We start from the raw sequence: 24,869 nt of genomic DNA, 5'->3' as shown, positions 1-24,869 counted from the left end.
CGCCCCGGCGTTCGTCGTCTCCACCCTGTCTCCCCGCTCCACGTCAGCACCAAGGAGGGTCCTCCATGTCCGAGCCCAACGAGCGCCTCAGGTCGTTGCTCGCCGCGGTCGATCCCCTGCGGGCGGAGTACCGCGAGGTCGAGGCACGGATGTCCGACCCGTCCGTCGTCTCCGACCAGCGGGCGATGCGCCGGGTCGGTCGCCGCTACGCCGAGCTCGGCCCGGTGGTCAAGGCAGCCGACGAGCACCGCCGGCTGAGCGAGGACCTGGCCGCGGCCCGCGAGTTCGCCGACGAGGACGAGTCGTTCGCCCAGGAGGCCGCCGAACTCGAGGAGCAGCTCGCCGTCGTGGACGCCAGGCTGACCCGGTTGCTCGCCCCGCGCGACCCGAACGACTCCGCCGACGCGCTGGTCGAGATCAAGTCGGGGGAGGGCGGCGAGGAGTCCGCACTCTTCGCCGGGGACCTGTTCGGGATGTACCGGCGGTACGCAGAGTCGCGCGGCTGGAAGATCGAGGTGCTGGACTCCCAGGACACCGACCTGGGCGGGTACAAGTCACTCACCTTCGCCGTGCACGCCCCGTCGGCCGGCGACCCGGACCAGATGCCGTACGGGACGCTGAAGTTCGAGGGCGGCGTGCACCGCGTCCAGCGGGTACCGGTGACCGAGTCCCAAGGGCGGATCCACACTTCGGCGGCTGGCGTCCTGGTGGTCCCCGACGTGGACGACGATGACGCGATCGAGATCAATCCCGACGACCTGCGCATCGACGTCTACCGCTCCAGCGGCAAGGGTGGCCAAGGGGTGAACACCACCGACTCGGCGGTCCGGATCACGCACCTGCCCAGCGGCATCGTCGTGACCTGCCAGAACGAACGCTCCCAGTTGCAGAACAAGGAGCAGGCGATGCGCATCCTGCGCGCCCGGCTCGTGGCCCGCGCCGAGGAGGAGGCGGCGGCCTCCGCCTCCGAGGCCCGTCGCTCGCAGGTCCGTACGGTCGACCGCTCCGAGCGGATCCGTACCTACAACTTCCCGGAGAACCGGATCGCCGACCACCGGATCGGCTACAAGGCCCACAACCTCGACCAGGTCCTCAACGGCGACCTCGGTCCGGTCGTCGCGGCCCTGCAGGAGGCCGACACCGCCGACCGGCTCCGGGCGGCGGGGGCATGACGGTGGGGGAGCGCCCGACACTGCGGGCGCGGCGTGGGGCCGAGATCCTGCGGGGCCACGTCGCCTCGCCGGAGGTCGATGCCCGCCTCCTGCTCAGCCACGTCCTGCAGTGCCGCCCGGGTGACCTGGTGGCGGCCGGTACGGCCACGCCGGCACAGGAGCAGCGCTACGCCGAGCTCCTGCAGATCCGGGCCTCCGGGGTGCCGTTGCAGCACCTGACCGGGGAGGCCTGGTTCCGCGGTGTCCGGGTGGAGGTCGGCCCCGGCGTCTTCATCCCGCGCCCCGAGACCGAGTCGGTTGCCGGCGCCGCGATCGAGCGGGCCGGTCGGCTCCGCTCCGTCGGCCGTATGCCCCTGGTGGTGGAGTTGTGCGCCGGTTCGGGAGCGATCAGCGCAGCCCTGCTCGACGAGGTCCCCGGCTGCCGGGTGGTCGCGGTCGAACGTGACGCCGCCGCGGTCCGCTGGTGCCGCCGGAACCTGGCCGGCACCACGGCGGAGGTCCGCCACGAGGACATGGCCGAGGCAGCCCATGACCTGGACGGCCGGGTCGACGTCGTGGTGGTCAACCCGCCGTACGTCCCGCTCGCGGTCCGAGACGACCTGCCGCGCGAAGTCACCCTGCACGACCCGGAGGCGGCGGTGTTCTCCGGCCAGGACGGGCTGGAGGCGATCGTCGTGGTGGAGGAGGTCGCCCGCCGCCTGCTGCGGCCCGGGGGCCTGGTCGTCTGCGAGCACGACGACACCCACGGGACGTCCGCCCCGGCCATCTTCCGGGGGCTGGCCTGGACCGACGTCGCCGACCATCGCGACCTGTCCGGCAGACCCCGCTGGGTCACCGGGACGCGCAGCGAGGTGGCAGGATGAGCGCGTGAGCGAGATGTCGGAGGACAGCAACAACATCGAAGCATCGGTCATCCCACCACTGCCGCAGCCGCGCATCGTCGACTGCACCACCGGTGGCGACCTGGGACCGGCCCTGCAGGCCGCCAAGGAGGTCATCGCCGGGGGGCACTGCCTGGTGATGCCGACCGACACGGTCTACGGCATCTGCGCCGACGCCTTCGACGCGCACGCGGTCCAGCGCCTCCTCACCGCCAAGCACCGTGGCCGGGACATGCCGCCGCCGGTCCTGATCAGCGACGACGGCGTCATGTCGGCCCTGGCCCGGGAGGTGCCGGAGGCCGCCCAGCGCCTGGTCGCCGTGCACTGGCCGGGCCCCCTCACCATCATCTGCAAGGCCCAGCCGAGCCTGCGGATGGACCTGGGCGAGACCCGTGGAACGATCGCGATCCGGGTGCCCGACCATGATCTCGCCCGTGACATCCTCCGCCGCACCGGCCCGATGGCCGTCAGTAGCGCCAATGTCTCGGGGCAGCCGTCGGCCACCAACGTCCGGGACGCGGCCGACCAGCTCGGCCTCGACGTGGCGCTCTACCTCGACGGCGGTCCCACCCCCGGTCCGGTGCCCTCGACGATCGTCGACTTCACCGTCGAGCCCGAGGGACGCGTCGTACGCGAGGGAATCCTGACCCTCGCCGTCCTGCGCGAGACCGCGCCCGGGGTCCTCGGAGCCCTGGAGACCGAGGTGCCCGCGGCCGAGCCGGAGCCCACTGGGCAGTCGGTAGCCGCCGAGAAGTCGGTAGCCGCCGAGCGGCCGGTAGCCCCTGCCGACCAGGAGCCGGCGGGGACCGAGGTGCCCGTCGAGGAGACCGGTCCTGCCACCGTCGACGGGGAACGCGACGCCCGCTAGCCCATGCGCGAATACATCCTCGTCCTGCTGACGGCCGCGGCCGTCACCTACCAGCTCAGCGGCTGGGCCAGACGGGCGGCCATTCGCTTCGGGGCTGTGGCCAAGGTGCGCGAGCGCGACGTCCACGTCGTGCCGACCCCCTACTTCGGCGGACTGGCGATGCTGCTCGGCGTCGCGGTGGCGTTCCTGCTGGCGATGAACCTGCCGTTCCTGGGCCGCCACGAGATCGTCCGCCACGATGCGCTGTGGATCCTGGTCGCAGTCGCGGTGCTGTGCGCCGTCGGGATCATCGACGACCTGCTCGACATCGGAGCGGTGACCAAGTTCGCCGGCCAGGTGCTGGCCGCCGGCATCGTGGTCCAGGCCGGGGTCCGGCTGTTGTGGATCCCGCTTCCCGACCGGGTCGTGTCGTTGGACTCGGCATCCTCGATCGTGCTGACGGTGTTCTTCGTGGTGCTGTGCACCAACGCGGTCAACTTCGTCGACGGGCTGGACGGCCTGGCTGCGGGGGTGGTGGGCATCGGTGCTGCGGCCTTCTTCGTCTACTCCTACGTCCTGGCCGTGGAGCAGGACCTGGTCCGGGCCACCACGGCCAGCGTGGTGTCGGTGGCGATCGTGGGCGTCTGCCTGGGCTTCCTGCCGCACAACTTCCACCCGGCTAAGATGTTCATGGGTGACTCGGGGTCGATGCTGCTCGGCTTCCTGCTGGCCATCTCCACCGTCAGCCTGACCGGCCAGTACGACTCCTCCAGGATCCAGCCCGGCGGCGGCGACCTGCTGCCCGCCTACCTGCCCCTGGTCCTCCCGGTCGCCATCCTCGGGCTGCCCCTGCTGGACCTCGTGCTGGCCTGGATCCGCCGGGCGAACCAGGGCAACTGGTGGTTCGTGGCGGACAAGGGCCACCTGCACCACCAGCTGATCAAGCGTGGTTACTCCCACCGTGGGGCCGTCCTGGTGATGTACGTCTGGAGTGCGGTGCTGTCCTTCGGGGTGATGACGATCGGCCTGAGCCAGAACCGCTGGGTGATCATCGCCTGGGTCGTCGCCGCCGTCGTGACCCTGGTCTCGACCGTCGGGTCGACCGGCCGGCGCGTCCGCGGATCCGCCGATCGCGCAGCGGCACGCAGAAGGCAGCGGTAGGTACTTTGTGTTACTTTTCACAAGCGGGCGCCGAGGGGTGCCGAACCGCACCAACGTGGGAGTGGGAATCACCGCAAGATGAGCACGGTCATGGCAGTGGATGAGCAGCCGGGGGTCGTAGATCCGACCCCGGCCGGCCCCGTTCCGGACCGTCCCGCCACCGGCGCCGCCACCGCGTACGCCCGCCACCTGCTCTTCGCCGGCCTGCTCGGCGGCCACCTCGGCCTGATCGGCTCGGTGGCCGTGTTCGCCGCGGTCCGCGGGGGAGTGGCGGCAGCCTCCGCCGCCGTCGGGTCGGTGGTCGCGATCCTGTTCTTCAGCCTCGGCCAGGCGGTCGTGCTCCGCTACGCCGAACGCAACGGCTCCGGACTCCTGGTCGCCGCCCTCGGGTCGTACGGCGTACGGATCGCCGGCCTCGCCGGTGCCCTCTCCCTGTACGAGGGAGCGGGACTCCAGATCCTCGATCGGACCGCCACCTCGCTGGGCGTCGTTGCCACCGTTCTGCTCTGGACAACGGCCGAGGTGGTCGCTTTCGCGCGGATGCGGATGCCTGTGTATGACCTCGGTTACACCCCCCGTCCGCCCCGTTCCGGAAAGTGACGCCAAGACATGGCAACTGATAGTGTCCGAAGCGCGATGAAGGACGAGGAGGTCACCACCGTGGAAGCTCGGCGCCGCAAGTCCGGCAAGCCCGACGCCTCCCTCCTCCCCGGTAGTGAACCGGTCGGGATGGAGACGGGGTACCGCATCCTCTCCTACATCGCAGCCGGCCTCCTCTTCTACGGAGGGCTCGGTTGGCTCGGGGACAAGTTCCTGGGCACGAGCTTCCTGCTGCCCCTCGGGCTCATCATCGGCGTGGTCCTGGCCATGTACGCGATCATCAGGCGTTTCGACCAGCCTCCAGAGACCAAGCCGAAGAATTGAGCCGAGACGAAACCATGACGTACGACATCGATGTTGAGGAGGAACGGTGGGTCCGATGACACTGCCGGCCCTGGTGGGCGCGCTCGTCCCGCTGGAAGGCGGACACTATGAATCCCCGGGCGTGAAGGACTTCCGCTACTTCTGTGCGGACAACCCCGAGGTCACCAGCGGCCACGCGCTCGCCGGCTGTACGTTCGGCGTCGACTGGATGAACAAGCCGTTCTGGCAGGCCGTCATCGGTGCCGCGCTGGTCATCGTGCTCTGGCTGATCGCCTCGCGCAACCTGAAGAAGGTCCCCGGCAAGGGACAGTTCTTCGCCGAGTACGTCTACAGCTTCATCCGCAACGGTGTGGCCCGCGACATCCTCGGTCCGGAGTACCGGCGCTACCTGCCGTACCTGCTCGGCCTGTTCAGCTTCCTGCTGGTCAACAACTGGTTCGGCGAGACCTTCCTGTTCATGCTGCCGACGTTCTCCAACATCGGCTACGCCTGGGCCCTGGCGATCATGTCCTGGCTGATCTACATCGGCGCAGGCATCCACCGACACGGCTTCGGCCACTACATGAAGATGCAGCTGGTCCCCGCGGGAGTGCCCGTGTACCTGCTGCCGGTCATCATCCCGCTGGAGTTCCTCTCGAACTTCATCACCCGGCCGCTCACGCTCGGCTTGCGTCTCTTCGCCAACATGTTCGCCGGCCACCTCGTGGTGCTGGTGTTCGTCGCCGGCGGCGCATTCCTGCTGACGTACGAGAGCAACCTGTTCTACAACGTCTCCGGTGCGGTCTCGCTCCTGTTCAGCTTCGCGATCCTCTTCCTTGAGCTGTTCATCGGCGCCCTGCAGGCCTACATCTTCACGGTCCTGACCGCCCAGTACGTCCATTCCTCCCTCGCCGAGGCGCACTGACGCCTGGCAAGGGTTTCCCTTCCCACCCCAGTTCTCTTCTCACTGCACCTTCATCCCTGAGAAGAATCATCCGAAAGGAACAAGAATGACCCCGTTGGAAATCGCTGGCAGCATGAACATGCTCGGCTACGGCCTCGCCACCCTGGGCCCGGCCATCGGCGTGGGCTGGATCTTCGCCTCCGTCATCAACGGCACCGCGCGCCAGCCTGAGGCCCGTGGCGCGATGATGAGCACCGCGTTCATCGGCTTCGCCGTCGTCGAGGCCCTCGCCATCATCGGCATCGCCCTGGCGTTCGTCCTGCAGTGATGATTCAAATGGTGCCGATGGCAATCGACCTCGGCCCGCTCCTGCCCACCCACATCTCGGAGCTGATCGTCGGCGCGGTGCTGATGATCCTCATCTTCCTCGTCATGTGGAAGAAGGTCGTGCCTGCGTTCGAGAAGATGTACGAAGAGCGCACCGCGGCCATCCAGGGTGGCATGGAGAAGGCCGAGAAGGCCCAGGAAGAGGCGCAGGCTGCGCTGGCCGACTACAAGTCCCAGCTCGCCGAGGCCCGTACGGAGGCGGCTCGCATCCGCGAGGACGCCAAGAACCAGGGCGCCCAGATCATCGCCGAGATGCGCGAGCAGGCGAACGCCGAGGCGGAGCGTATGCACGCGACGACCCAGGCGCAGCTTGCGGCCGAGCGTGTGCAGGCCATGGGTGAGCTCCGCACGGAGCTCGGTGGCCTGGCCACCACGCTCGCCGGTCGCATCGTCGGGGAGTCCCTGGACGACGACGAGCGTGCCCGCCGTACGGTCGAGCGTTTCCTGGCTGATCTGGAGTCGCAGACGGAGACGGAGAAGGCATGAGCCCCCAGACGGATCGCATCGATGAGCCCCGGCTGAACAGCCTGGACCTGGTCCTGGACGCACGCAATCCGCATCCGGGCCTGGCCGAGGAGCTGTTCATGGCCGCCGACCTCTTCGGTTCGGACCCCGCGCTGCGGCGTGCGGTCACGGATCCGGGGGCGCCGGTGGAGGCTCGTCAGCAGCTCGTCAGCCGGTTGCTCGGCGGCAGGGTCTCCGAGGAGGCCCTCACCGTCCTGCGGGAGGCTGCCGGACTGCGGTGGCGCACGGCGGGGACCTTCGTGTCCGCTGTCGAGCGCCAGGCGATCCGCGCTGCTCTCGCCCAGGCACAGGTCGCAGGCCAGCTGGACCAGGTGGAGGACGAACTCTTCCACGTCAACCGGACGGTGGCCGGATCGCCGGAGCTGCGCGACGCGCTCTCCGACGACCGGCGCCCGTTGGTGGCCCGGCAGGACATGGCGGCCGGACTTCTCGCGGGGAAGGCCACGCCCGTCACGATCACCCTGGTGCGTCGTGGCGTGGCGGCTCATCAGCGGACCTTCGCCAACACCGTGGACGGGTATGTCGCTCTCGCGGCGGCCCAGCGCAACCGCGCTGTCGCCACCGTACGGGTGGCCCGCCCGCTGACGGGTGTGCAGTCCGACCGACTGCACGCCGCCCTGACCAAGCAGCTGGGTCGCCCGGTCACCATGCACGTCATCGAGGATCCTACGGTCCTCGGCGGCGTCAGCGTGGAGGTCGGCGACGAGGTGATCGACGGGACCGTGGCGTCTCGCCTGGACGAGGCTCGCAAGCTCTTCTCGTGACGGCGCCGCGGCCCCGCCGCACAGGGATGCATGGCCTCCCGCACCGGTCTCTCCGACCCCTGAACTACGACACTCACTGACAACGAGAACAAGGACGCAGAAGATGGCGGAACTCACTATTCGTCCGGAGGAAATCCGGAACGCGCTGGACCAGTACGTCCGGCAATTCACCCCGGAGACCTCCTCTCGTGAAGAGGTTGGCACGGTTGTCTCCTCCGGCGACGGCATCGCCCGCGTCGAGGGCCTGCCCTCGGCCATGGCCAACGAGCTGCTGCGCTTCGAGAACGGCACGCTGGGCATCGCCCAGAACCTCGAGGCCCGCGAGATCGGTGTCGTCGTCCTCGGCTCGTCCGAGGGCATCGACGAGGGCCAGACCGTGTACCGCACGGGCGACGTCCTCTCGGTCCCCGTCGGCGAGGGCTACCTCGGCCGTGTGGTCGACGCGATGGGCAACCCGATCGACGGCCTCGGCGACATCGCCGACATCGAGGGGCGTCGTCCCCTCGAGCTGCAGGCTGCCGGCGTCATGGACCGCCAGGAGGTCCGCGAGCCGCTGCAGACCGGCATCAAGGCCATCGACTCGATGACCCCGATCGGCCGTGGCCAGCGCCAGCTGATCATCGGTGACCGCAAGACCGGCAAGACCGCCATTGCCATCGACACGATCATCAACCAGAAGTCCAACTGGGAGTCCGGCGACCCGAAGAAGCAGGTCCGCTGCATCTACGTCGCCATCGGCCAGAAGGGCTCGACCGTCGCCGAGGTCCGTGGCGTGCTGGAGAAGGCCGGCGCGATGGAGTACACCACCATCGTCCACGCCCCCGCCTCCGACCCGGCCGGCTACAAGTACATCGCCCCCTACGCCGGCTCGGCCATCGGCCAGCACTGGATGTACCAGGGCAAGCACGTCCTGATCGTCTTCGACGACCTCACCAAGCAGGCCGAGGCTTACCGTGCCATGTCGCTGCTGCTGCGCCGTCCCCCGGGCCGCGAGGCCTACCCCGGTGACGTGTTCTTCCTGCACTCGCGCCTGCTGGAGCGCTGCGCGAAGCTCTCCGACGCCAAGGGCGGCGGCTCGATGACCGGCCTGCCGATCATCGAGACCAAGGCGAACGACGTGTCGGCGTACATCCCGACCAACGTCATCTCCATCACCGATGGCCAGATCTTCCTGCAGTCCGACCTGTTCAACGCGAACCAGCGTCCCGCCGTGGACGTCGGTATCTCGGTGTCCCGTGTTGGTGGCGCGGCCCAGACCAAGGCGATGAAGGGTGTCTCCGGCACCCTGAAGATCGACCTGGCCCAGTACCGCGACCAGCAGGCCTTCGCGATGTTCGCCTCCAGCCTGGACGACGCCACCAAGCGTCAGCTGGCCCGTGGCTCCCGCCTGACCGAGCTGCTGCGCCAGAAGCAGTACTCCCCGTACGCGATGGAGGACGAGGCCGTCTCCATCTGGGCCGGCACCACCGGCAAGCTCGACGAGGTCGAGGTCGAGGACGTGCTGCGCTTCGAGGCCGAGTACCTCGAGTACCTGCGTCGCAACACCGGCCTGCTGGCCACGATCCGCGACTCCGGCAAGCTGGACGACGAGTCGAAGGCCGGCCTGGAGCAGGCACTCGGCGAGTTCCGCAAGGAGTTCCGCACCAGCGAGGGCCACATCCTGGGCACCGAGGCCGAGCCGACCAAGATCGGCGACGAGGACGTGGACCACACGCAGATCGTCGTGAAGAAGGCCTGACGTGGCTACCCTTCGCGAACTACGTGATCGGACGAAATCCGTCCAGACCACGAAGAAGATCACCCATGCGATGGAGTTGATCGCGGCGAGCCGGATCCGGAAGGCCCAACAGGTCGCCGAGGCGGCGGACCCGTACACCCGTGAGCTGACGCGCGCCCTCGCGGCCGTCGCCAGCCGTGGCGACATGGACCACCCGCTCCTCACCGAGCTGGAGCATCCCCGTCGCTCCGCGGTGCTGCTGGTCACCTCCGACCGTGGCCTCGCCGGCGGCTACTCGACGAACGTGCTGCGGGCCGGCGAGTCCGTCCGGCACTACCTGACCGTCAAGCACCACCGGGAGATGGACACCTACATCACCGGCAAGAAGGGCGCGGCGTTCTACGAGTTCCGTGACCGCGAGGTCACGCAGGCGTGGGAGGGCTTCTCCGAGGCACCCGGCTACAAGCATGCCGAGGAGATCTCGAGGGTCCTGCTGGATGCGTTCCTCACCCCCACGGAGGAGGGCGGGGTCGACGAGATCTTCCTCGTCTTCACCCGTTTCGTGTCGCGCGTCAAGCAGGTCCCGCAGATCATCCGGCTGCTGCCGCTGGAGGTCGTCTCCGAGGAGGAGGCCGCCGAGCGTGCCGAGAGCGGTGCGCGGATGACGGAGCTGCACCATGCGCCGGCCGACCAGGAGAACAGGGTCGAGACCCCGTTCGACTTCGAGCCGGACCCGGAGGCGGTCCTGGACCACCTCCTGCCGCTCTACATCGGCAACCGCGTGTACTACGCGCTGATGCAGGCCGCCGCATCCGAGCTGGCTTCCCGCCAGGCCGCGATGAAGTCGGCGACCGACAACGCCAGTGACATCATCAGGGACCTGACGCGCGAGGCCAACCAGGCGCGCCAGGCATCGATCACCCAGGAAATTACCGAAATCGTGGGTGGCGCCGCCGCGCTGTCCGAGAGCGCGTGAGAGCGAAGTGAGTGGAGAATATGACTGCGATTGCTGAACAGAATGCCGAGGCGAAGCCCGGCGCCACAGGCCGCATCGTGCGCGTCATCGGCCCGGTGGTGGACGTCGAGTTCCCGCCGAACGGCATGCCCGCGATCCTCAATGCGCTGACCCTCGAGGTCGACGTGATGGGGCACAAGCGGACCATGACCCTCGAGGTCGAGCTGCACATCGGTGACAACACCGTGCGTGCGATCGCCCTGAACCCGACCGACGGCCTGGTCCGCGGCCAGGAGGTCAAGGACACCGGCGCTCCCATCTCGGTCCCCGTCGGCGAGGTCACCAAGGGCAAGGTCTGGAACGTGACGGGCGATGTGCTGAACATCGACCCGAACTCGTTCGAGGTGACCGAGCGCTGGCCGATCCACCGCGACCCGCCGCCGTTCGACCAGCTCGAGTCGAAGACCGAGCAGCTGTACACCGGCATCAAGGTCCTCGACCTGCTGACCCCGTACGTCAAGGGCGGCAAGATCGGCCTGTTCGGCGGCGCCGGCGTCGGCAAGACCGTGCTGATCCAGGAGATGATCTTCCGTATCGCCCACAACTTCGGTGGCACCTCGGTGTTCGCCGGCGTGGGTGAGCGGACCCGTGAGGGCAACGACCTCATCTTCGAGATGGAGGATGCGGGCGTCCTCAAGGACACCGCCCTCGTCTTCGGCCAGATGGACGAGCCGCCGGGCACGCGTCTGCGCATCGCCCTGACCGGCCTGACGATGGCGGAGTACTTCCGCGACGTCATGGGCCAGGACGTGTTGTTCTTCATCGACAACATCTTCCGGTTCACCCAGGCGGGTTCGGAGGTGTCGACCCTGCTGGGCCGCATGCCCTCGGCCGTGGGCTACCAGCCCACCCTGGCGGACGAGATGGGCGCCCTGCAGGAGCGCATCACCTCGACGCGTGGTCACTCGATCACCTCGATGCAGGCCATCTACGTGCCGGCCGACGACTACACCGACCCGGCCCCGGCCACGACGTTCGCCCACCTGGACGCCACCACCGAGCTGAGCCGTTCGATCGCCTCGCGTGGTCTCTACCCGGCCGTCGACCCGCTGACCTCGTCCTCGCGCATCCTCGACCCGCAGTACGTGGGCCAGGAGCACTACGACGTGGCCACCCGGGTGAAGTCGATCCTGCAGAAGAACAAGGAACTGCAGGACATCATCGCCATCCTGGGCATGGACGAGCTGTCCGAAGAGGACAAGATCACCGTCAACCGTGCCCGTCGCATCCAGCAGTTCCTGTCGCAGAACACCTACACCGGTGAGAAGTTCACCGGTGTCCCGGGTTCGACGGTGGAGATGCCGGCGATCGTGGAGTCCTTCCGGATGATCTGCGACGGCGAGGTCGACCACATCGCCGAGCAGGCGTTCTTCAACGTCGGTGGCATCGAGGACGTCTACCGCGCCTGGGACAAGATGAAGAAGGAAGGCTGAGCCATGGCGACGAGCACCCTCCACGTCGAGGTTGTCTCGGCCGAGCGCAGCATCTGGTCGGGCGAGGCCGTGAACATCATCGCCCGCACCGTCGACGGTGACATCGGTATCCTCCCGGGGCACTCCCCGGTCGTCGCGCTGCTGCAGCCGTCGGCCGTGGAGATCTACACCCCTGAGGGCAACCGGGAGATCGTGGCCGTGGACGACGGATTCATCTCCGTCGCCCAGGGCCGGGTCTCGATCCTGAGCTCGTTCGCACGACTCGGTGGCGAGATCGACCTCGCGGAGGCCGAGCGGGAGTACCTCGAGGCGAAGGATCGCCTCGACCACGAGACCGACGACGTGGCGACCCGCGAGCAGATGGCGCGGGCCCGCGCCCAGGTGCGTGCGGCCGAGAAGTTCACGGGGAAGTCCAGTGCCGCCCTGGCCGTCTGAGGCCGGGGACAGCTGCAACTGACCGCACACGGGGGCGGGACCACTACGGTGGTCCCGCCCCCGTGGCGTGCGCGTTCAGTGGCAGGGAACGTTCAGCGGCAGGGAAATTGTCAGTAGACTGTGCCGCATGCTGCTGGCCATCCTCAAGCTCGCCCTCGTGGTCCTTGTGGTGCTGGCCATCCCCGCCGTCGTCCTGATCGTCCGACGAATCTGGCTGCTGCGCGCGGACGGGGCCTTCGACTGCAGCGCCAAGCTCGACTCCGCGACTCCGGGCGCCCTCTGGGTGTCCGGAGTCGGGCGTTTCAGGGGTGAGGAGCTGTGGTGGTACCCCGACTTCGGCTGGTCATTCGTGCCGAAGCTCCGCTTCCCGCGCGACCGCACCACAGCCCTGCCGAGCCAGGCCCTGGCCGAGGACCACGAGGACGGCGAGTTCGCCGAGTACCGGGTGGTCCCGTTGCGCCGCCAGATCGGCGGCGGAACCGCCGTCTGGGACCTGGCGATGGCGCCGGAGGCCGTCACCGCCGTCCTCAGCTGGCTCGAGGCGGCACCGCCCGGGAGGGGGCACCGACGCCGACCCGAGCTGGACGCCGGGTGATCCTCCGGCCGGTCGGCCGCGGAGGGGTCAGGACGGTTCGCCACCCGCTTCGTGGGCGGCGTCCATCGCGTTCGGCCGGGAGGTGATCCGCTCCCGCCGGCGCACCGCCCGCGGGTCCTGCGGGCGGCGGTCCCCACCCGGCACCCAGAGGATGTCACCGGCCTCGCCGTTGACCACCCTGGTCAGGATGAAGAGCAGGTCCGACAGCCGGTTGAGGTAGGTCAGCGCCAACTGGTTGACACCGCCCGGCACGTCCTCGGAACTGCTCGGGTCCGTCCCGTACTCCTCCACGGCGGCCCAGGCACTCCGTTCGGCCCGGCGGGTCACCGTGCGGGCCTGGTGCAGGTGGGCGGCGGCCGGGCTGCCGCCCGGCAGGATGAAGGAGGCCAAATTGGGCAGCCGCTCGGTGAACTCGTCGCACCATGCCTCGAGCCGGTCGATCGAGGCCTGCTCGATCCGGAGCGGGGGATAGGGCGGGTTCTCCGAGAGCGGGTTGGACAGGTCGGCGCCCAGGTCGAACAGCTCGTTCTGGACCAGGCGGAGCAGGTCGGCCACCTCATCGCTCAGCCCGCCCATGGCCAGTGCCAGGCCGATCACCGAGTTCGCCTCGTCGACGTCCCCGTACGCCCTCACCCGGGCGTCGGTCTTGCGCGCCCAGGACATGTCGGAGAGCCGGGTGGAGCCCGCATCGCCGGTCCGCGTGTAGATTCGGTTGAGGTTGACCATGGGGCCAGCGTACGGGATGCGTACGTCGGCGACGGAGGCTGGAGGAGTGCGGGATGCCCGGTTCAGGTGTGCGTCGCAGGATCGAGCGCCGCGTGCGGACCGTGTCCGCACTGGCCCTGGCCGGACTGGCCGCCGTCGCCCTGGGCGCCTGTGCCCCGCGGGGCAACGAGGCCGCGGCGCCGGCCGCGGGTTCCGCTCCCACCGCAGCGACGACGGGTGGCGCCCCCGCTGCGACGAGCACGGTCGCCACCGTCACCTGCAGCTACCGGCCGAGCGGCGAGCCGGCCAAGCCGGTGGACCCCCCGCCGGCCCAGGCGCCCTCGACCGGTTCTGCGGCCGTGACGCTGTCTTTTGCCGTGGGCGACGTCGTGGTCACGATGGACCGGGCCACGGCACCGTGTGCGACCAACAGCTTCGAGTCCCTGGCCGCCCAGGGCTTCTACACCGACACCGCCTGCCACCGGCTGGCCGACAACGGCCTGTTCATGCTGCAGTGCGGGGACCCGACCGGGACCGGGATGGGCGGTCCGGGCTACCGCTTCGTCGACGAGGTCGATCCGGCCACGGTGTACACCGCAGGGACGGTCGCGATGGCGAACGCCGGTGCGGACACGAACGGCTCCCAGTTCTTCCTCGTCTACCAGGACTCGCGGCTCCCTCCCCGGTACACCGTGCTGGGGCACATGGACCAGGCCTCCACCGGGGTGGTCACCCGGATCGCCGCCGAGGGCCAGGACGGCTCGAACGCCGACGGCACAGGTAGGCCGAACAACGCGGCCCGGATCACGGCGGTCAAGCTGGGCTGAGCGCCGCCGGCGGGGGACCTCCCCCCAGGCCCGGCCGGGCATGGGCCCGCTCGTCCCGGGCCAGTTCGTTCCGGGATCAGCGCGCAGCGGCGGGGGCGGGCGCCGGCAGGACGAAGCGCTCCACCGTGCTGGTGAATACCTCCCGCTGCTCGGTGTGCACCCAGTGGCCGGCGTCCTTGATCGTGACCTTCAGCGTGGCCGGGAAGTAGCTCTTCATCACCGGCGTGTACTCGGGCAGCACGTAGTCGCTGTCAGCCCCCTTGATCCACAGGGTGGGACCGGGCCAGCTGCCCTCGACCCCCTCCGGCCACCCGAGGACGCGGTCCAGTTCGGCGTCGAGCAGGTCCAGGTTCGGCAGCCAGCGCCACGACCTGCCGTCCCGTGCCAGGTTCTGCAGCACCCACGCCCGGATGGCGTGGTCGGGCAGGTACTGGCGCAGGACCTCGGAGGCCTGCTCCCGGTCCTTGAGGTTGGCCAGGTCGAGGTGCTTGATGGCATCGACGATGTCGCGGAACGCGTGGTTGCGGCGGTAGGTCACCGGCGACATGTCCGCCACGACGAGCCGGTCCACCAGTTCGGGATGCTCCAGGGCGATCAGCATCGCGATCTTGCCCCCCATCGAGTGCCCGACCAGGACGGCGGGCTCCCCGCCGACCTCCGGGGAGGCGGTCAGCCAGCGGGCCACGATGTCGGCGGTCTCGCGGTAGTCGAAGTGCTCGGTCCACAGGGAGCGGCCATGGTTGGGCATGTCGAGCAGCACCGTACGGGCTCCGTTGAGGCCCAGGTGCTTGGCCACCATGGCGAAGTTGCGCCCCTGCCCGAGCAGGCCGTGGCAGAACACGACCAGCGGACCGCTGCGTCCGAACGTGATGGAGAACAGGTCAGGTACAGGGCTCATGGGCGTCGGCTCCAGCAGGCGGTGTGCCAGTGGCGGCGTTGCCCCACGGCGCTGTCGGTTCCCGGCCCCGGGTCATGGGGCCAGACGACCAGGTGCGGGGTGCCCGGCCGGATCTCGTGGTTGCAGCCCGGGCACACGTACGACTTCACCGCGTGCTGGCCGGCCATCGTCCGGACGACCCAGCGGCCGTCGGCCTTGCTGTCCGCGCGAGCATGGCTGGCGCCCAGGGGCCGCGGGGCCTGGAGGTGCTTGCTGGGTCGCCGCTTCATGCTCCTCCTCGGTCGCCGCTCATCGGTGGTCGTGCGCCCCCAGCATAGTCAGGTAGCGTGGAACGGTGCGATTGGTGATTGCTAGGTGTCAGGTCGACTACGCGGGGGCCTTGACCGCCCACCTGCCGATGGCGAATCGGCTCATCATGGTGAAGGCGGACGGTTCCGTGTCGGTGCATGCCGACGACCGCGCCTACAAGCCGCTGAACTGGATGAGTGCGCCGTGCACCCTGGAGGTGCGCCCGGCAGAGGCGGACGAGGCGGCGGTGGTCGCCGACCTCGACCCGCAGATCCTCGAGGTATGGACGGTGCGCGGCTCGGGCAAGGAGCCCTCGCAGCTGCAGATCTCGATTGCCGAGTTCCTGCACGACTCCGAGCACGAGCTGGGCATCGATCCCGGCCTGCAGAAGGACGGCGTCGAGGCGCACCTGCAGGCCCTGCTGGCCGAGAACCCGGAGACCTTCGGGGCCGGCTGGACGACCGTCCGCAGGGAGTTCCCGACGGCGATCGGCCCGGTCGACCTGCTCTGCAAGGACTCCGACGGGGCGTACGTCGCGGTCGAGGTGAAGCGCCGCGGCGAGATCGACGGCGTCGAGCAGCTCACCCGCTACCTGGAGCTGATGCGGCGCGACACGAGGCTGGGCAAGGTCCGGGGCATCTTCGCGGCCCAGCAGATCAAGCCCCAGGCCAGGGTGCTCGCCGAGGACCGCGGCATCACCTGCGTGACAGTCGACTACGACGCGCTGCGCGGGATGGACCACTCGGAGGACCGGCTCTTCTGATCCGCCGGGCGGTCCCGCCCCACGCCGTCAGGGCCTCCTGGCCGCCGGTTCACCGTCCTGCAGCTTCTTGTCGCCCAGGCGCTGCTCCTCCAGCCGCTCGGCAGACTCGCGGTCGAGAACCACCGTCGCCTCGTCGCCGTGCTCGGACTCGTGGTCGTCCGGGTCGTCGGGCAGGTCGATGACCGGATCACGGCTGAAGTCGTCGAGCGCGCCGAACTCCATGTCCGGGAAGTCCTCGGCACTGGTGCCGGCCAGCGCCGACAGGCTGGACAGCTGGGCGAGGATGGCGCGCTTGCGCTGGGCCAGCATGTCCGCCTCCCGGCGGAGCTTGCTCTGGCGCTCCTGCCATCGGTCGGCGACCTTCTGGTGGGCCGTCTCGGCCTCCTGCTGGGCCTGGTGGACCAGCTGCTGGGCCTCCCGGGACGCGAGCACCTTCGTCTGCTCCGCCTCGGCCAGTGCTCCGGTGCGCAGGCGCTGGGCACGCTCGGACTCCTCGGCGACCGAGGCCAGCAGCGCCTCGTGCCGGGCGGTGGCGTCCTCGAGGAGCGTCTGCGTCTGCTCGCGCACCCGCACCACCTCGTCCCGGAGCAGTGCCAGCGTGGCGTCGCGCTCGTCGGATACCTGGCGGCGGGTCGTGCGGGCCTCCAGGGCGACGCTCTCGCGCAGGGTGGCGGCCTCTGCCGACGTCTCCTCCTGCAGTCGTGCGGCCTCGGCCCGAGCCTCCTCGAGCAGGCGCCGCGAGCGGTCCTCGGCGTCGGCCAGCAGCGTACGGGCCTGGTCGCGGGCGCCCTCCAGCGTCAGTCGCGCCTTCTCGGCCGCCTCGTCCCGGATCCGCCGGGCGTCGTCCTCCGCGGCGGACCGGGTGGCTGCGGCCTCGGTGGTGGCGGAGTCGCGCAGTTCGGTCGCGGCACGGTCGGCGTCGGCGAGGATCGTCCGCGCCTCGACGTCCGCTCCGGTCCGTACCATCTCGGCGTGGGCGTCGGCCTGGCCCTTGACCGCGTCCGCGTGCTGGGCGGCAGCGTTGACCATGGCCTCGGCCTCGGCGCGGCTGCGTTCGAGGATGGCCTGGGTCTCCGCCTCCCAGCGCTCGCGCAGGGCAGTGGCGTCGACGAGTGTGGTGGTGCGCAGGTCCTCGGCGTCCTGCTGGGCGGCATGACGGGTCTCGGCGGCCTGGTGGCGGGCCTCGGCCAGCAACTGCTCGGCCTGCGAGTTGGCCCGATCGGTGATCTCGCGAGCCTGGGCCTCGGCGGTCGACAGGATCTGCGTGGTGTGGCCGCCCAGGCTGGAGAAGTCCATCTGCACCGGCTTGTCCAGCTCCGCGCGCTGCTGGTCGACGGTGTGACGAAGATCCCGCTGCACCCGCTTCAGGTCGGCGATCTGGACCTCGAGTGAGTGAAGGTACTCGTCGACCGACGCCTTGTTGTAGCCGCCCCATGCCGCAGTCGGGAAGCTCCCCGCTGCGCTGGCGTTCTCGTCGAAGAGATCGAGTCCCTCGTTGTCGGTTGCCACGTACGTCTCCTGTTCCTGGTCTGACGTCTGCCCCCTAGGCTACCCAGCCCCGGGGACGAAACGACGCACCACCGCGCGGGGCCCCGGATCGGGCGGCGGCGGTGGTGCGTGGACGGGGTGCGGTCAGGCGATCGGCTGGAAGCCCTCGGGCTCGGCGGGCCGCTCGACCAGCTCCAGCAGGATGCCGCCGGTGCTCTTGGGGTGGCAGAAGTTGATCCGGGAGCCGTACGTGCCGTGCTTGGGTGCGTCGTAGAGCATCGTGACCCCGCGGGAGGTGAGGATCTCGGCCGCCTTCTCGACGTCGGCCACCCGGTAGGCGACCTGCTGGATGCCGCCACGGCCGCCGTTCTTGGCCAGCCACTTGCCGATGGTGGAGTCCTCGTTCAGCGGGGCCAGCAGCTGGATCTCCGCGTCGCGATCGGTGTAGTCGTGTCCGTTGGTGCCGAGCATGACCTCCTCGACGCCCTGCTCCTCGTTCCGGCCGCGGAAGACCACGTGCCAGCCGAGCACCTCGGTGTGCAGCTTGATGGCGGCCTCCATGTCGGGCACGGCGAAGCCGACGTGGTCGACGCAAAGGAAGACGTCCTGGTTCTCACTCACAACAGATGACTCGCTCATGGCCCCCATTTTTTCACGGGCCCCGGGCGCGTCGACGGTGGGGGCGGTGAAGCGGGTGCAACCGTCCCACTAGGCTGGTGGGGATCCGTAGACGTAGGCGTGACACCGGAAAGGACGTGCCCTGTGGCCCGCACCCAGCCCACCGTGACCGAGCTGATCGAGGGAGCACGCCAGCGCAAGCCGCGAGCACTGGGGCGCCTGATCACCCTGGTCGAGAACAACTCGCCGAGGCTGCGGCAGGCGATGGAGCTGATGGCCCCCGACACAGGCCGGGCCCACATCGTCGGGATCACCGGTTCCCCCGGGGTCGGCAAGTCGACCAGCACCTCCGCGCTCGTCACCGAGTTGCGGGCCCGGGGCCAGCGGGTGGGGGTCCTGGCCGTCGACCCGTCCTCGCCGTTCTCCGGAGGGGCGGTGCTGGGGGACCGGATCCGGATGCAGAAGCACTCCCTGGACCCGGACGTCTTCATCCGCTCGATGGCGACCCGCGGTCACCTCGGTGGACTGTCGGCCGCGGCGCCGCAGGCCCTGCGGGTCTTCGACATCGCCGGGTTCGACACCGTCATCGTCGAGACGGTGGGCGTGGGCCAGTCCGAGGTGGAGATCACCCGGACCGCCGACACCGTGCTGGTCCTGAGCGCCCCGGGGATGGGCGACGGGATCCAGGCTGCGAAGGCTGGCATCCTCGAGATCGCCGACATCTTCGTCGTCAACAAGGCCGACCACGACGGCACCCAGTCGCTGATCCGCGAGTTGCGCAACATGGTGGCCCTGGCCTCGCTCGGCCCGGAGGACTGGAAGCCGCCCATCATGAAGACCGTCGCCAGCAAGGGCGAGGGGATCATCGAACTGGTGGACCAGATCCAGGCCCACCGGGTACATGCGGAGCGTACGGCCGCCTGGCAATCCCGTCGGCTGGAACGTGCCCGGGCCGAGGTGGAGGCGCTCGCCCTGGGGAACGTACGGCAGCGGTTCCTGCACTGGGGCCAGGACCGGCTCGAGTCGATCGCGGCGGACGTGCGCGACGGTCGGATGGACCCCTACAGTGCGGCCGATGCCGTGCTGGCATCACTCGGCCAGGACCCCACGACCTGACCCCACGACCTCGGCCATGACGGTCCGGGTCATGCCCTCTCGGGGTCCGTCAGCCGGGGTCGCGACCGCACGTCGGCAGGATCCGGGCCCGAACATGCGACCGCACACCTGGTCTACGGCACTGGTGTGCGGCTGGACCACGGTGTGCGGGCGAGTTCGTTGGGGGGCGATGGGGGGCTGGCGGCGCGGGAGGGGATCGGATCAGCGGAAGAGATAGCGGGCGACCTCATCCAGCGTCATGCCGCCTTCGGAGACGGCGAGTAGGCGATTCGTGCGCACGCTGTACAGGTAGTAAGGTGCGGCGACGGTGGAGACGCAGGTCTTCGCCAGGCGAAGACCTTCTTGGGCGGCCTCGAAAGCGAGTCTGTGCTCGACGAGCCTGTCCCACTCGGTAGGCGGCGGCTTGGGCGCGGTGTGACTGCGGTGGCGGCGGATGGGTGCGGCCAGAGTCATGGTGAACCCCCTTGTTAACAGGACTCACGCCGAGATGCGGACCACAAAAGGCTGCGGTTACCAGACGTTGACTTTCCGCGTGTGCGTTGAATCCCCCTTCTGGTTGAATTGATCCAAGATTACTCCGTATCGGCGTGGGACGATAGGGGACCGCCTGTGCATGCGATAGTGATGTGCTGTGGCATGTCTGCATCCCTTCCCTTCCCCCTGCCCCGATCGGAGGTCGACGTGTTGAAGTGGCTCAGAAAGGTGATCGTGGTCATGGCGATCGCGTTCGCCGTGTTCTACCTGTTCACCAACCCGACAGGGGCAGCTGCTGCGGTCCGCGGGTTCTTCGGGCTCTTCGGGTCGATCGCGACCTTCTTCACCGCCCTGGCCAACGGCTGATCGGAGGCCACGGTGAGGCGACGTGGGTTCCTGGAGCGCTGGCTCGATCCCCGGATCGACCGCCACCTGATCTCCGACGAGGGTGAGGTGGTGATCGACGAGGTCGCGCACCACTGGGTCGTGATGATCAAGCCCGTCGGTGTGGTGCTGCTCGGCGTGGCGGCCATCCTCGGCATGCCGTTCGTCGGCCAGTTGTGGTGGCTGCTGCTGGTGGTCGGGATCGGGGTCGTGGGGCGTGGCCTCTACCGGATCCAGGAGGAATTCATGGACCGGTTCGTGATCACCAACATGCGGGTCTTCCGGGTCCACGGCGTCTTCAGCCAGCGCATCGCCACCGTCCCGATGACCCGGATCCTCGACATCGATGTGCACAAACCGGTGGTCGGACGGGTGCTCGGGTACGGCCACTTCACCTTCGAGTCGGCGGCCCAGGACCAGGGGCTGCGCGACATCCGCTACGTCGGCCGCCCCGACGAGCGTGACCTGACCATCCAGCGGGTGATCCAGCGGTCCGGACAGCGCAAGGCCTTCCGGGTGGCGGTCGAGGATCCCGCCGACGACGGCACCTGAGCACGACGGCACCTGAGCACGACGGCACCTGAGCACGACGACACCTGGGTCCTACGGACATGGTCGGACGTGGGTCAGTGCCGGCGGTGGCGGTGTCGGCGCCCCTCCAGGACGAGCCGGCGCCGGCGGGCCGCGAAGCCGGAGGATCGACGCGTGTCGATCGGCGGGGACAGCTGGTCGTCCTCGGCCGGGAGCCCGGCGGCGAGCCGGCGGGCCCGGGCCAGTTCGGCATTGACCACCCCGCCGGTGATCACTGCCAGGTTCGTCACCCACAGCCACATCAGCAGCACGATCAGTCCGGACAGGGCGCCGTAGTTGAGGTCCAGGCGGGGGGACATCCGGGCCACGTACACGGTGAGGGCCCACGAGGCGGCCCCGCCCAGGGTGACCGCGACGATGGCGCCCGGCAGGAGCCAGCGGGTGCCCTGGTGCCGTACGTTGGGCGCGGAGCGGTAGATCACCATGACGGTGAGCAGCGAGATCACGATCAGTCCTGGCCAGCGCAACGCGTTCCAGAACTTCAGGATGGTGTCCGGGATGCCGAGCAGGTTCCCGAAGGCACCGACGATGACGGGACTGCCCAGCAGCAGCGTGACCATGGCCGCGGCCCCGGTCACCAGTGCCAGCGTCGTGGCGTACTGGATCGGGGGGAGCAGCAGCAGCGGGCGACCCTCCATCACCTCGTGGACGCGATTGAGCATGCGTGCCGTTGCCCCCAGGTAGAGGCTGGCGGTGGCGACCGTGAGGAGCAGGACGACCGCCAGCGTCAACGGGGGCAGGCCGGAGTGGGTGAACCCGTAGAGCGGATCTGCGAGGGACTCGGCGACGCTGTCGGGTGCGACGGCGTCCAGGACCGACAGGATCAGCCGTACGGTCTGCTGGTCGAGGTCCAGGAAGCTGAGCAGGTGCACCAGGATCATGAAGGCGGGCACCAGGGCCAGTACCGAGTAGAACGTCAGTGCGGCGGCCAGGTCGATGCACTGCAACCGGAGGAAGCTGTCGAAGGAGCGCCGGGCCGCGTACCACCACAGCGTCCCGCCGAGGTCCCGCCACCGTCGGGGGAGCTCGCCGTGCGTGGGGAGCCCACGGCGTCGTCCTGGCCCGACTGGTCCCGCGCCGGGCATGTGCACCATGCGTATGTCGTACCACGAACCGGTCCGGGGGTCGAAGTTGCACCTTCGGTCGGCGCGTGCCCCCGAGCTGGTGCCGGCCTGCCGGCCCATGGCGTACGCGACCGCCCGGTGGATCCCGAGGAACGGGACCACCGGGCGGCCGGGGTGGGGCGGATCAGGCGTCGAGGACCGCGGAGACCAGCTGCTGGGCCTCCTGCTGGACCTGCGCGAGGTGTTCTGCGCTGACCAGCGACTCCGCGTAGATCTTGTACTTGTCCTCGGTGCCGGACGGGCGGGCGGCGAACCAGGCGTGCTCGGTGGTCACCTTCAGGCCGCCGATCGCGGCGCCATTGCCGGGCGCATCGGTCAGGATCGCCGTGATCGGCTCCCCGGCCAGGGTGTCGGCCGTGACGTCGGCGGGGCTGAGGGCCTTCAGTCGCGCCTTCTGGTCCCGGGTCGCGTCGGCGTCGGTGCGCGCGTAGTACGGCTGGCCGTGGGTGGCGACCAGGTCGGCGTAGAGCTCCGAGGGCGTACGACCGGTGACGGCCTTGATCTCGCTGGCCAGCAGGTCGAGGATGATGCCGTCCTTGTCGGTGGTCCAGGTCTGCCCGTCGAGGGTGAGGAAGGACGCGCCGGCGGACTCCTCGCCGCCGAACCCGACCGAACCGTCGCGCAGGCCCGGGACGAACCACTTGAACCCGACCGGGACCTCGATCAGCTCCCGGCCGATGTCCTCGGCGACGCGGTCGATCATCGAGGAGGACACCAGGGTCTTGCCGATGGCGCAGCCCTGCGGCCACTGGGGGCGGTGCGTGTACAGGTACTGGATGGCGACCGACAGGTAGGCGTTCGGGTTCATCAGTCCCGCATCGGGGGTGACGATGCCGTGCCGGTCGGCGTCCGCGTCGTTGCCGGTGGCGATGTCGTAGGTGTCCTTGTTCTGGATCAGCGAGGCCATCGCGTTCGGCGAGGAGCAGTCCATCCGGATCTTGCCGTCGGTGTCGAGGGTCATGAAGGACCAGGTCGGGTCGACCTTCGGGTTGACCACCGTCAGGTCCAGCCCGAGGGTCTCGGCGATGTACTGCCAGTACTGTACCGAGGCGCCACCCATCGGATCGGCGCCGATCCGGACCCCTGCCTTGCGGATCGCGTCCAGGTCGATCACGTTGGCGAGGTCCTCGACGTACGCCGTCCGGTAGTCGAAGCGGGTCACCTGGGGGTCGGCCTGCTCGTAGCTGATCCGCTTGATGTCGGACGGGTCCGCGATCAGGGCGTTGGCGCGGCTGGCGATGACGGACGTCGCATCGGTGTCGGCCGGCCCACCGTGCGGCGGGTTGTACTTGAAGCCGCCGTCACGCGGCGGGTTGTGGGAGGGGGTGACGACGATGCCGTCGGCGGGCGCCGCGGAGTCCGCCTTGTCGCGGTTGTGGACCACGATCGCGCGCGAGACGGCGGGCGTCGGGGTGTACTCGTCCTCGCGCTCGGCGCGGACGTCCACGCCGTTGGCGACCAGGACCTCGATCGCGGTACGCCAGGCGGGCAGGGACAGCGCGTGGGTGTCCTTGCCGATGTAGAGCGGGCCGGTGAAGCCCTGCTCGGTGCGGTACTCGACGATCGCTTGCGTGATCGCGGCGATGTGCGCATCGTTGAACGCCCGGTCCAGGCTCGAGCCCCGGTGGCCCGAGGTGCCGAAGACGACCTGTTGGTTCGGGTCTGCGGGGTCCGGCGTCAGGTCGTAGTAGGCGGAGAGGACGTCGTCGACGTCGATGAGATCTTCGGGGAGTGCTGGCTGACCAGCGCGTTCGTGAGCCATGAGGTCATCATGCCCCCTAGTAGGGTTGACCCCGCAGGCCTTCACCCGGATTCCGGGGGCTGTTGCCTACTCTTTTCTCGGATGACCAGGAGCACGGAGCAACGATGACTGATCCCACCTTCAACCGACCCGGTGCCGTCGACCTCTCGGGACTGCAGCGGCCACGCCCGACGGCGGGGGCCCGCGGCACCAGGCACAGCTGGGTGGTGTCGGTCGACGAGTCCAACCTGGAGGCGACGATCCGGCGCTCCATGCAGTACCCGGTGGTGCTGGAGCTCACCTCCTCGCGCGCCCAGGGTGCCGATCGGCTCTCGGCCGACCTGGCCGCTCTGGCGAACGCCGCCGAGGGCCGCTGGCTGCTCGGGCGGGTGGACTGCGACGCCCACCCGGAGATCGCCGGCGCCCTCCAGGTGCAGGCACTGCCGACCGTCCTGGGCCTGCTCGCCGGCCAGGCCCTGCCGATGTTCCAGGGTGTCGTCTCCCGGGACGACATCGCGGGGGTGATCGACCAGCTGCTGCAGGCCGCGCTGGCGAACGGCATCGCCGGCCGGGCCGAGCCCGTGCTGGTCCAGACCGATGAGGACGCGCCGGAAGCGGCCCGCGATCCCAAGTACGCCGCGGCCGACCAGGCCATGGCGACCGGTGACTTCGCGGCGGCGGAGGAGGCCTTCGCCGCCCTGCTGAAGGTCCAGCCCTCGGACTCCGAGGCCCGCCTCGGCAAGGTCCAGGCCGGCCTGTGGGCGCGCGCCGGTCGGCTCGACGAGGCCGAGGTCCGGGCCCGGCTGGCCGCGCAGCCGAAGGACGTCGACGCCGTGCTGGACGGTGCGGACCTCGCCCTGGTCCAGGGGCGCCCGGAGGAGGCCTTCGGCCTGATCATCGGCCTGATCCGCACGACGTACGGTGAGGACCGCGAGCCGCTGCGCCAGCGACTGCTGGACCTGTTCGAGACCCTCGACCCGAACGACCCGGCGGTGCTGAAGGCCCGCCGCGACCTGGCCAGCGCCCTCTTCTGAGCTCCGGTAGCACCACGAGGGCCGCCCTCCCCGTTCCCGGGAAGGGCGGCCCTCGCATGTCCGACAGAGCTGCGGGTGG

Annotated in this window: 29 protein-coding genes; 21 read left to right on the top strand and 8 right to left on the bottom strand. The window is 69.5% G+C overall.

Features of this window, described 5'->3' with window-relative positions; translation table 11 throughout:
* The first annotated feature begins 65 nt into the window (after nucleotides 1-65).
* The 15 genes from prfA to GA0111570_RS08890 all read left to right on the top strand — a co-directional run bounded on the left by prfA (nucleotide 66) and on the right by GA0111570_RS08890 (nucleotide 12,739).
* Nucleotides 66-1,172, top strand: a complete 1,107-nt coding sequence (prfA, locus tag GA0111570_RS08960; RefSeq protein WP_092609548.1) for a peptide chain release factor 1 — start codon at nucleotides 66-68, stop codon at nucleotides 1,170-1,172.
* Nucleotides 1,169-2,035 (top strand): peptide chain release factor N(5)-glutamine methyltransferase, encoded by an 867-nt coding sequence (gene prmC / locus GA0111570_RS08955; protein ID WP_092609545.1) that lies wholly within the window; start codon nucleotides 1,169-1,171, stop codon nucleotides 2,033-2,035. The genes prfA and prmC overlap by 4 nt, the downstream gene beginning before the upstream one ends.
* 13 nt (nucleotides 2,036-2,048) lie before the next feature.
* Nucleotides 2,049-2,921, top strand: a complete 873-nt coding sequence (locus GA0111570_RS08950; RefSeq protein ID WP_092610199.1) for an L-threonylcarbamoyladenylate synthase — start codon at nucleotides 2,049-2,051, stop codon at nucleotides 2,919-2,921.
* A 3-nt stretch (nucleotides 2,922-2,924) separates the two neighbouring features.
* Nucleotides 2,925-4,061: a glycosyltransferase family 4 protein gene (locus tag GA0111570_RS08945; RefSeq protein ID WP_092609542.1), complete on the top strand. Its 1,137-nt coding sequence runs from the start codon at nucleotides 2,925-2,927 to the stop codon at nucleotides 4,059-4,061.
* A 90-nt stretch (nucleotides 4,062-4,151) separates the two neighbouring features.
* Entirely contained in the window at nucleotides 4,152-4,661 is a 510-nt protein-coding gene (locus GA0111570_RS08940) for a hypothetical protein (RefSeq protein WP_092609539.1), read from the top strand.
* A gap of 36 nt (nucleotides 4,662-4,697) precedes the next feature.
* Nucleotides 4,698-4,985: an AtpZ/AtpI family protein gene (locus GA0111570_RS08935; RefSeq protein WP_092609536.1), complete on the top strand. Its 288-nt coding sequence runs from the start codon at nucleotides 4,698-4,700 to the stop codon at nucleotides 4,983-4,985.
* A gap of 70 nt (nucleotides 4,986-5,055) precedes the next feature.
* A complete protein-coding gene (atpB, locus tag GA0111570_RS08930) occupies nucleotides 5,056-5,889 on the top strand; it encodes a F0F1 ATP synthase subunit A (protein WP_092610196.1) in 834 nt (277 codons plus the stop codon).
* Between the two features lie 85 nt (nucleotides 5,890-5,974).
* Nucleotides 5,975-6,196: an ATP synthase F0 subunit C gene (gene atpE / locus GA0111570_RS08925; protein WP_092609532.1), complete on the top strand. Its 222-nt coding sequence runs from the start codon at nucleotides 5,975-5,977 to the stop codon at nucleotides 6,194-6,196.
* A gap of 8 nt (nucleotides 6,197-6,204) precedes the next feature.
* Nucleotides 6,205-6,741: a F0F1 ATP synthase subunit B gene (locus GA0111570_RS08920; RefSeq protein ID WP_092609529.1), complete on the top strand. Its 537-nt coding sequence runs from the start codon at nucleotides 6,205-6,207 to the stop codon at nucleotides 6,739-6,741.
* Nucleotides 6,738-7,544 (top strand): F0F1 ATP synthase subunit delta, encoded by an 807-nt coding sequence (locus GA0111570_RS08915; protein ID WP_092609526.1) that lies wholly within the window; start codon nucleotides 6,738-6,740, stop codon nucleotides 7,542-7,544. The genes GA0111570_RS08920 and GA0111570_RS08915 overlap by 4 nt, the downstream gene beginning before the upstream one ends.
* Before the next feature lie 103 nt (nucleotides 7,545-7,647).
* Nucleotides 7,648-9,282 carry a F0F1 ATP synthase subunit alpha gene (gene atpA / locus GA0111570_RS08910; protein ID WP_092609523.1) on the top strand — a complete coding sequence of 545 codons (1,635 nt, stop codon included), beginning with the start codon at nucleotides 7,648-7,650 and terminating at the stop codon, nucleotides 9,280-9,282.
* A 1-nt stretch (nucleotide 9,283) separates the two neighbouring features.
* A complete protein-coding gene (locus GA0111570_RS08905) occupies nucleotides 9,284-10,237 on the top strand; it encodes a F0F1 ATP synthase subunit gamma (RefSeq protein WP_092609501.1) in 954 nt (317 codons plus the stop codon).
* Between the two features lie 20 nt (nucleotides 10,238-10,257).
* Complete coding sequence (atpD, locus tag GA0111570_RS08900) at nucleotides 10,258-11,709, top strand: F0F1 ATP synthase subunit beta (RefSeq protein WP_092609498.1); 1,452 nt, start codon at nucleotides 10,258-10,260, stop codon at nucleotides 11,707-11,709.
* Between the two features lie 3 nt (nucleotides 11,710-11,712).
* The gene (locus GA0111570_RS08895) at nucleotides 11,713-12,144 is read left to right on the top strand and encodes a F0F1 ATP synthase subunit epsilon (protein ID WP_092609495.1); all 432 of its coding nucleotides are present in this window, start codon (nucleotides 11,713-11,715) and stop codon (nucleotides 12,142-12,144) included.
* A 127-nt stretch (nucleotides 12,145-12,271) separates the two neighbouring features.
* The gene (locus GA0111570_RS08890; RefSeq protein WP_092609492.1) at nucleotides 12,272-12,739 is read left to right on the top strand and encodes a DUF2550 family protein; all 468 of its coding nucleotides are present in this window, start codon (nucleotides 12,272-12,274) and stop codon (nucleotides 12,737-12,739) included.
* Between the two features lie 27 nt (nucleotides 12,740-12,766).
* On the opposite strand, the gene GA0111570_RS08885 is transcribed toward GA0111570_RS08890, so the two are convergent.
* Complete coding sequence (locus tag GA0111570_RS08885; RefSeq protein WP_092609489.1) at nucleotides 12,767-13,465, bottom strand: cob(I)yrinic acid a,c-diamide adenosyltransferase; 699 nt, start codon at nucleotides 13,463-13,465, stop codon at nucleotides 12,767-12,769.
* Nucleotides 13,466-13,518: 53 nt separating this feature from the next.
* Between GA0111570_RS08885 and GA0111570_RS08880 the strand changes: the two genes are divergently transcribed.
* On the top strand, nucleotides 13,519-14,271 hold the full coding sequence (locus GA0111570_RS08880; RefSeq protein ID WP_092609486.1) for a peptidylprolyl isomerase: 753 nt from the start codon (nucleotides 13,519-13,521) through the stop codon (nucleotides 14,269-14,271).
* A gap of 76 nt (nucleotides 14,272-14,347) precedes the next feature.
* Here the strand turns inward: GA0111570_RS08880 and GA0111570_RS08875 are convergent, their stop codons facing one another.
* Together GA0111570_RS08875 and GA0111570_RS08870 are read right to left on the bottom strand one after the other, a co-directional pair.
* Complete coding sequence (locus GA0111570_RS08875) at nucleotides 14,348-15,169, bottom strand: alpha/beta fold hydrolase (protein ID WP_092609484.1); 822 nt, start codon at nucleotides 15,167-15,169, stop codon at nucleotides 14,348-14,350.
* Nucleotides 15,166-15,438: a hypothetical protein gene (locus tag GA0111570_RS08870; RefSeq protein ID WP_092609481.1), complete on the bottom strand. Its 273-nt coding sequence runs from the start codon at nucleotides 15,436-15,438 to the stop codon at nucleotides 15,166-15,168. The genes GA0111570_RS08875 and GA0111570_RS08870 overlap by 4 nt, the downstream gene beginning before the upstream one ends.
* Before the next feature lie 65 nt (nucleotides 15,439-15,503).
* Here GA0111570_RS08870 and nucS point away from each other — a divergent pair, with 65 nt between their 5' ends.
* Nucleotides 15,504-16,220 (top strand): endonuclease NucS, encoded by a 717-nt coding sequence (nucS, locus tag GA0111570_RS08865; protein WP_092609478.1) that lies wholly within the window; start codon nucleotides 15,504-15,506, stop codon nucleotides 16,218-16,220.
* 27 nt (nucleotides 16,221-16,247) lie between these two features.
* Here nucS and GA0111570_RS08860 read toward each other — a convergent pair whose 3' ends face one another.
* Both GA0111570_RS08860 and mce read right to left on the bottom strand, forming a co-directional pair.
* Nucleotides 16,248-17,729 carry a DivIVA domain-containing protein gene (locus tag GA0111570_RS08860; RefSeq protein ID WP_092609476.1) on the bottom strand — a complete coding sequence of 494 codons (1,482 nt, stop codon included), beginning with the start codon at nucleotides 17,727-17,729 and terminating at the stop codon, nucleotides 16,248-16,250.
* Between the two features lie 123 nt (nucleotides 17,730-17,852).
* A complete protein-coding gene (gene mce / locus GA0111570_RS08855; protein ID WP_245703097.1) occupies nucleotides 17,853-18,347 on the bottom strand; it encodes a methylmalonyl-CoA epimerase in 495 nt (164 codons plus the stop codon).
* A gap of 123 nt (nucleotides 18,348-18,470) precedes the next feature.
* On the opposite strand from mce, the gene meaB reads away from it, so the two are divergent.
* Nucleotides 18,471-19,442 carry a methylmalonyl Co-A mutase-associated GTPase MeaB gene (meaB, locus tag GA0111570_RS08850; protein ID WP_245703095.1) on the top strand — a complete coding sequence of 324 codons (972 nt, stop codon included), beginning with the start codon at nucleotides 18,471-18,473 and terminating at the stop codon, nucleotides 19,440-19,442.
* 201 nt (nucleotides 19,443-19,643) lie between these two features.
* Here meaB and GA0111570_RS08845 read toward each other — a convergent pair whose 3' ends face one another.
* The gene (locus tag GA0111570_RS08845; protein WP_092609470.1) at nucleotides 19,644-19,895 is read right to left on the bottom strand and encodes a hypothetical protein; all 252 of its coding nucleotides are present in this window, start codon (nucleotides 19,893-19,895) and stop codon (nucleotides 19,644-19,646) included.
* A 231-nt stretch (nucleotides 19,896-20,126) separates the two neighbouring features.
* Between GA0111570_RS08845 and GA0111570_RS08840 the strand changes: the two genes are divergently transcribed.
* Together GA0111570_RS08840 and GA0111570_RS08835 are read left to right on the top strand one after the other, a co-directional pair.
* Nucleotides 20,127-20,282: a hypothetical protein gene (locus tag GA0111570_RS08840; protein ID WP_217634109.1), complete on the top strand. Its 156-nt coding sequence runs from the start codon at nucleotides 20,127-20,129 to the stop codon at nucleotides 20,280-20,282.
* 12 nt (nucleotides 20,283-20,294) lie between these two features.
* Entirely contained in the window at nucleotides 20,295-20,852 is a 558-nt protein-coding gene (locus GA0111570_RS08835) for a PH domain-containing protein (RefSeq protein ID WP_245703094.1), read from the top strand.
* A gap of 74 nt (nucleotides 20,853-20,926) precedes the next feature.
* Here the strand turns inward: GA0111570_RS08835 and GA0111570_RS08830 are convergent, their stop codons facing one another.
* Nucleotides 20,927-21,985 (bottom strand): YihY/virulence factor BrkB family protein, encoded by a 1,059-nt coding sequence (locus GA0111570_RS08830; protein WP_175557413.1) that lies wholly within the window; start codon nucleotides 21,983-21,985, stop codon nucleotides 20,927-20,929.
* A 154-nt stretch (nucleotides 21,986-22,139) separates the two neighbouring features.
* On the bottom strand, nucleotides 22,140-23,777 hold the full coding sequence (gene pgm / locus GA0111570_RS08825; protein WP_092609461.1) for a phosphoglucomutase (alpha-D-glucose-1,6-bisphosphate-dependent): 1,638 nt from the start codon (nucleotides 23,775-23,777) through the stop codon (nucleotides 22,140-22,142).
* 104 nt (nucleotides 23,778-23,881) lie between these two features.
* On the opposite strand from pgm, the gene GA0111570_RS08820 reads away from it, so the two are divergent.
* Nucleotides 23,882-24,790 carry a co-chaperone YbbN gene (locus GA0111570_RS08820; protein WP_092609458.1) on the top strand — a complete coding sequence of 303 codons (909 nt, stop codon included), beginning with the start codon at nucleotides 23,882-23,884 and terminating at the stop codon, nucleotides 24,788-24,790.
* Nucleotides 24,791-24,869: the final 79 nt, after the last annotated feature.

Origin of the sequence: Raineyella antarctica, from assembly GCF_900092135.1 — a bacterium.
In the GTDB taxonomy this organism is placed as follows: domain Bacteria; phylum Actinomycetota; class Actinomycetes; order Propionibacteriales; family Propionibacteriaceae; genus Raineyella; species Raineyella antarctica.
This window is presented reverse-complemented; position numbering and strand designations above follow the sequence as displayed.

Excerpts from the sequence above, each read along its gene's own strand:
- GA0111570_RS08880 (WP_092609486.1), top strand. The coding sequence starts at position 13,519 with ATGCCCGGTTCAGGTGTGCGTCGCAGGATCGAGCGCCGCGTGCGGACC.
- GA0111570_RS08875 (WP_092609484.1), bottom strand. The coding sequence starts at position 15,169 with ATGAGCCCTGTACCTGACCTGTTCTCCATCACGTTCGGACGCAGCGGT.
- pgm (WP_092609461.1), bottom strand. The coding sequence starts at position 23,777 with ATGGCTCACGAACGCGCTGGTCAGCCAGCACTCCCCGAAGATCTCATC.
- mce (WP_245703097.1), bottom strand. The coding sequence starts at position 18,347 with ATGAGCGAGTCATCTGTTGTGAGTGAGAACCAGGACGTCTTCCTTTGC.
- GA0111570_RS08830 (WP_175557413.1), bottom strand. The coding sequence starts at position 21,985 with ATGGTGCACATGCCCGGCGCGGGACCAGTCGGGCCAGGACGACGCCGT.
- GA0111570_RS08935 (WP_092609536.1), top strand. The coding sequence starts at position 4,698 with ATGAAGGACGAGGAGGTCACCACCGTGGAAGCTCGGCGCCGCAAGTCC.
- atpE (WP_092609532.1), top strand. The coding sequence starts at position 5,975 with ATGACCCCGTTGGAAATCGCTGGCAGCATGAACATGCTCGGCTACGGC.
- GA0111570_RS08895 (WP_092609495.1), top strand. The coding sequence starts at position 11,713 with ATGGCGACGAGCACCCTCCACGTCGAGGTTGTCTCGGCCGAGCGCAGC.
- GA0111570_RS08820 (WP_092609458.1), top strand. The coding sequence starts at position 23,882 with ATGACTGATCCCACCTTCAACCGACCCGGTGCCGTCGACCTCTCGGGA.
- GA0111570_RS08950 (WP_092610199.1), top strand. The coding sequence starts at position 2,049 with ATGTCGGAGGACAGCAACAACATCGAAGCATCGGTCATCCCACCACTG.
- GA0111570_RS08920 (WP_092609529.1), top strand. The coding sequence starts at position 6,205 with ATGGTGCCGATGGCAATCGACCTCGGCCCGCTCCTGCCCACCCACATC.
- GA0111570_RS08890 (WP_092609492.1), top strand. The coding sequence starts at position 12,272 with ATGCTGCTGGCCATCCTCAAGCTCGCCCTCGTGGTCCTTGTGGTGCTG.
- GA0111570_RS08945 (WP_092609542.1), top strand. The coding sequence starts at position 2,925 with ATGCGCGAATACATCCTCGTCCTGCTGACGGCCGCGGCCGTCACCTAC.
- atpD (WP_092609498.1), top strand. The coding sequence starts at position 10,258 with ATGACTGCGATTGCTGAACAGAATGCCGAGGCGAAGCCCGGCGCCACA.
- GA0111570_RS08870 (WP_092609481.1), bottom strand. The coding sequence starts at position 15,438 with ATGAAGCGGCGACCCAGCAAGCACCTCCAGGCCCCGCGGCCCCTGGGC.
- prfA (WP_092609548.1), top strand. The coding sequence starts at position 66 with ATGTCCGAGCCCAACGAGCGCCTCAGGTCGTTGCTCGCCGCGGTCGAT.
- atpA (WP_092609523.1), top strand. The coding sequence starts at position 7,648 with ATGGCGGAACTCACTATTCGTCCGGAGGAAATCCGGAACGCGCTGGAC.
- GA0111570_RS08915 (WP_092609526.1), top strand. The coding sequence starts at position 6,738 with ATGAGCCCCCAGACGGATCGCATCGATGAGCCCCGGCTGAACAGCCTG.
- GA0111570_RS08845 (WP_092609470.1), bottom strand. The coding sequence starts at position 19,895 with ATGACTCTGGCCGCACCCATCCGCCGCCACCGCAGTCACACCGCGCCC.
- prmC (WP_092609545.1), top strand. The coding sequence starts at position 1,169 with ATGACGGTGGGGGAGCGCCCGACACTGCGGGCGCGGCGTGGGGCCGAG.
- GA0111570_RS08885 (WP_092609489.1), bottom strand. The coding sequence starts at position 13,465 with ATGGTCAACCTCAACCGAATCTACACGCGGACCGGCGATGCGGGCTCC.
- GA0111570_RS08940 (WP_092609539.1), top strand. The coding sequence starts at position 4,152 with ATGGCAGTGGATGAGCAGCCGGGGGTCGTAGATCCGACCCCGGCCGGC.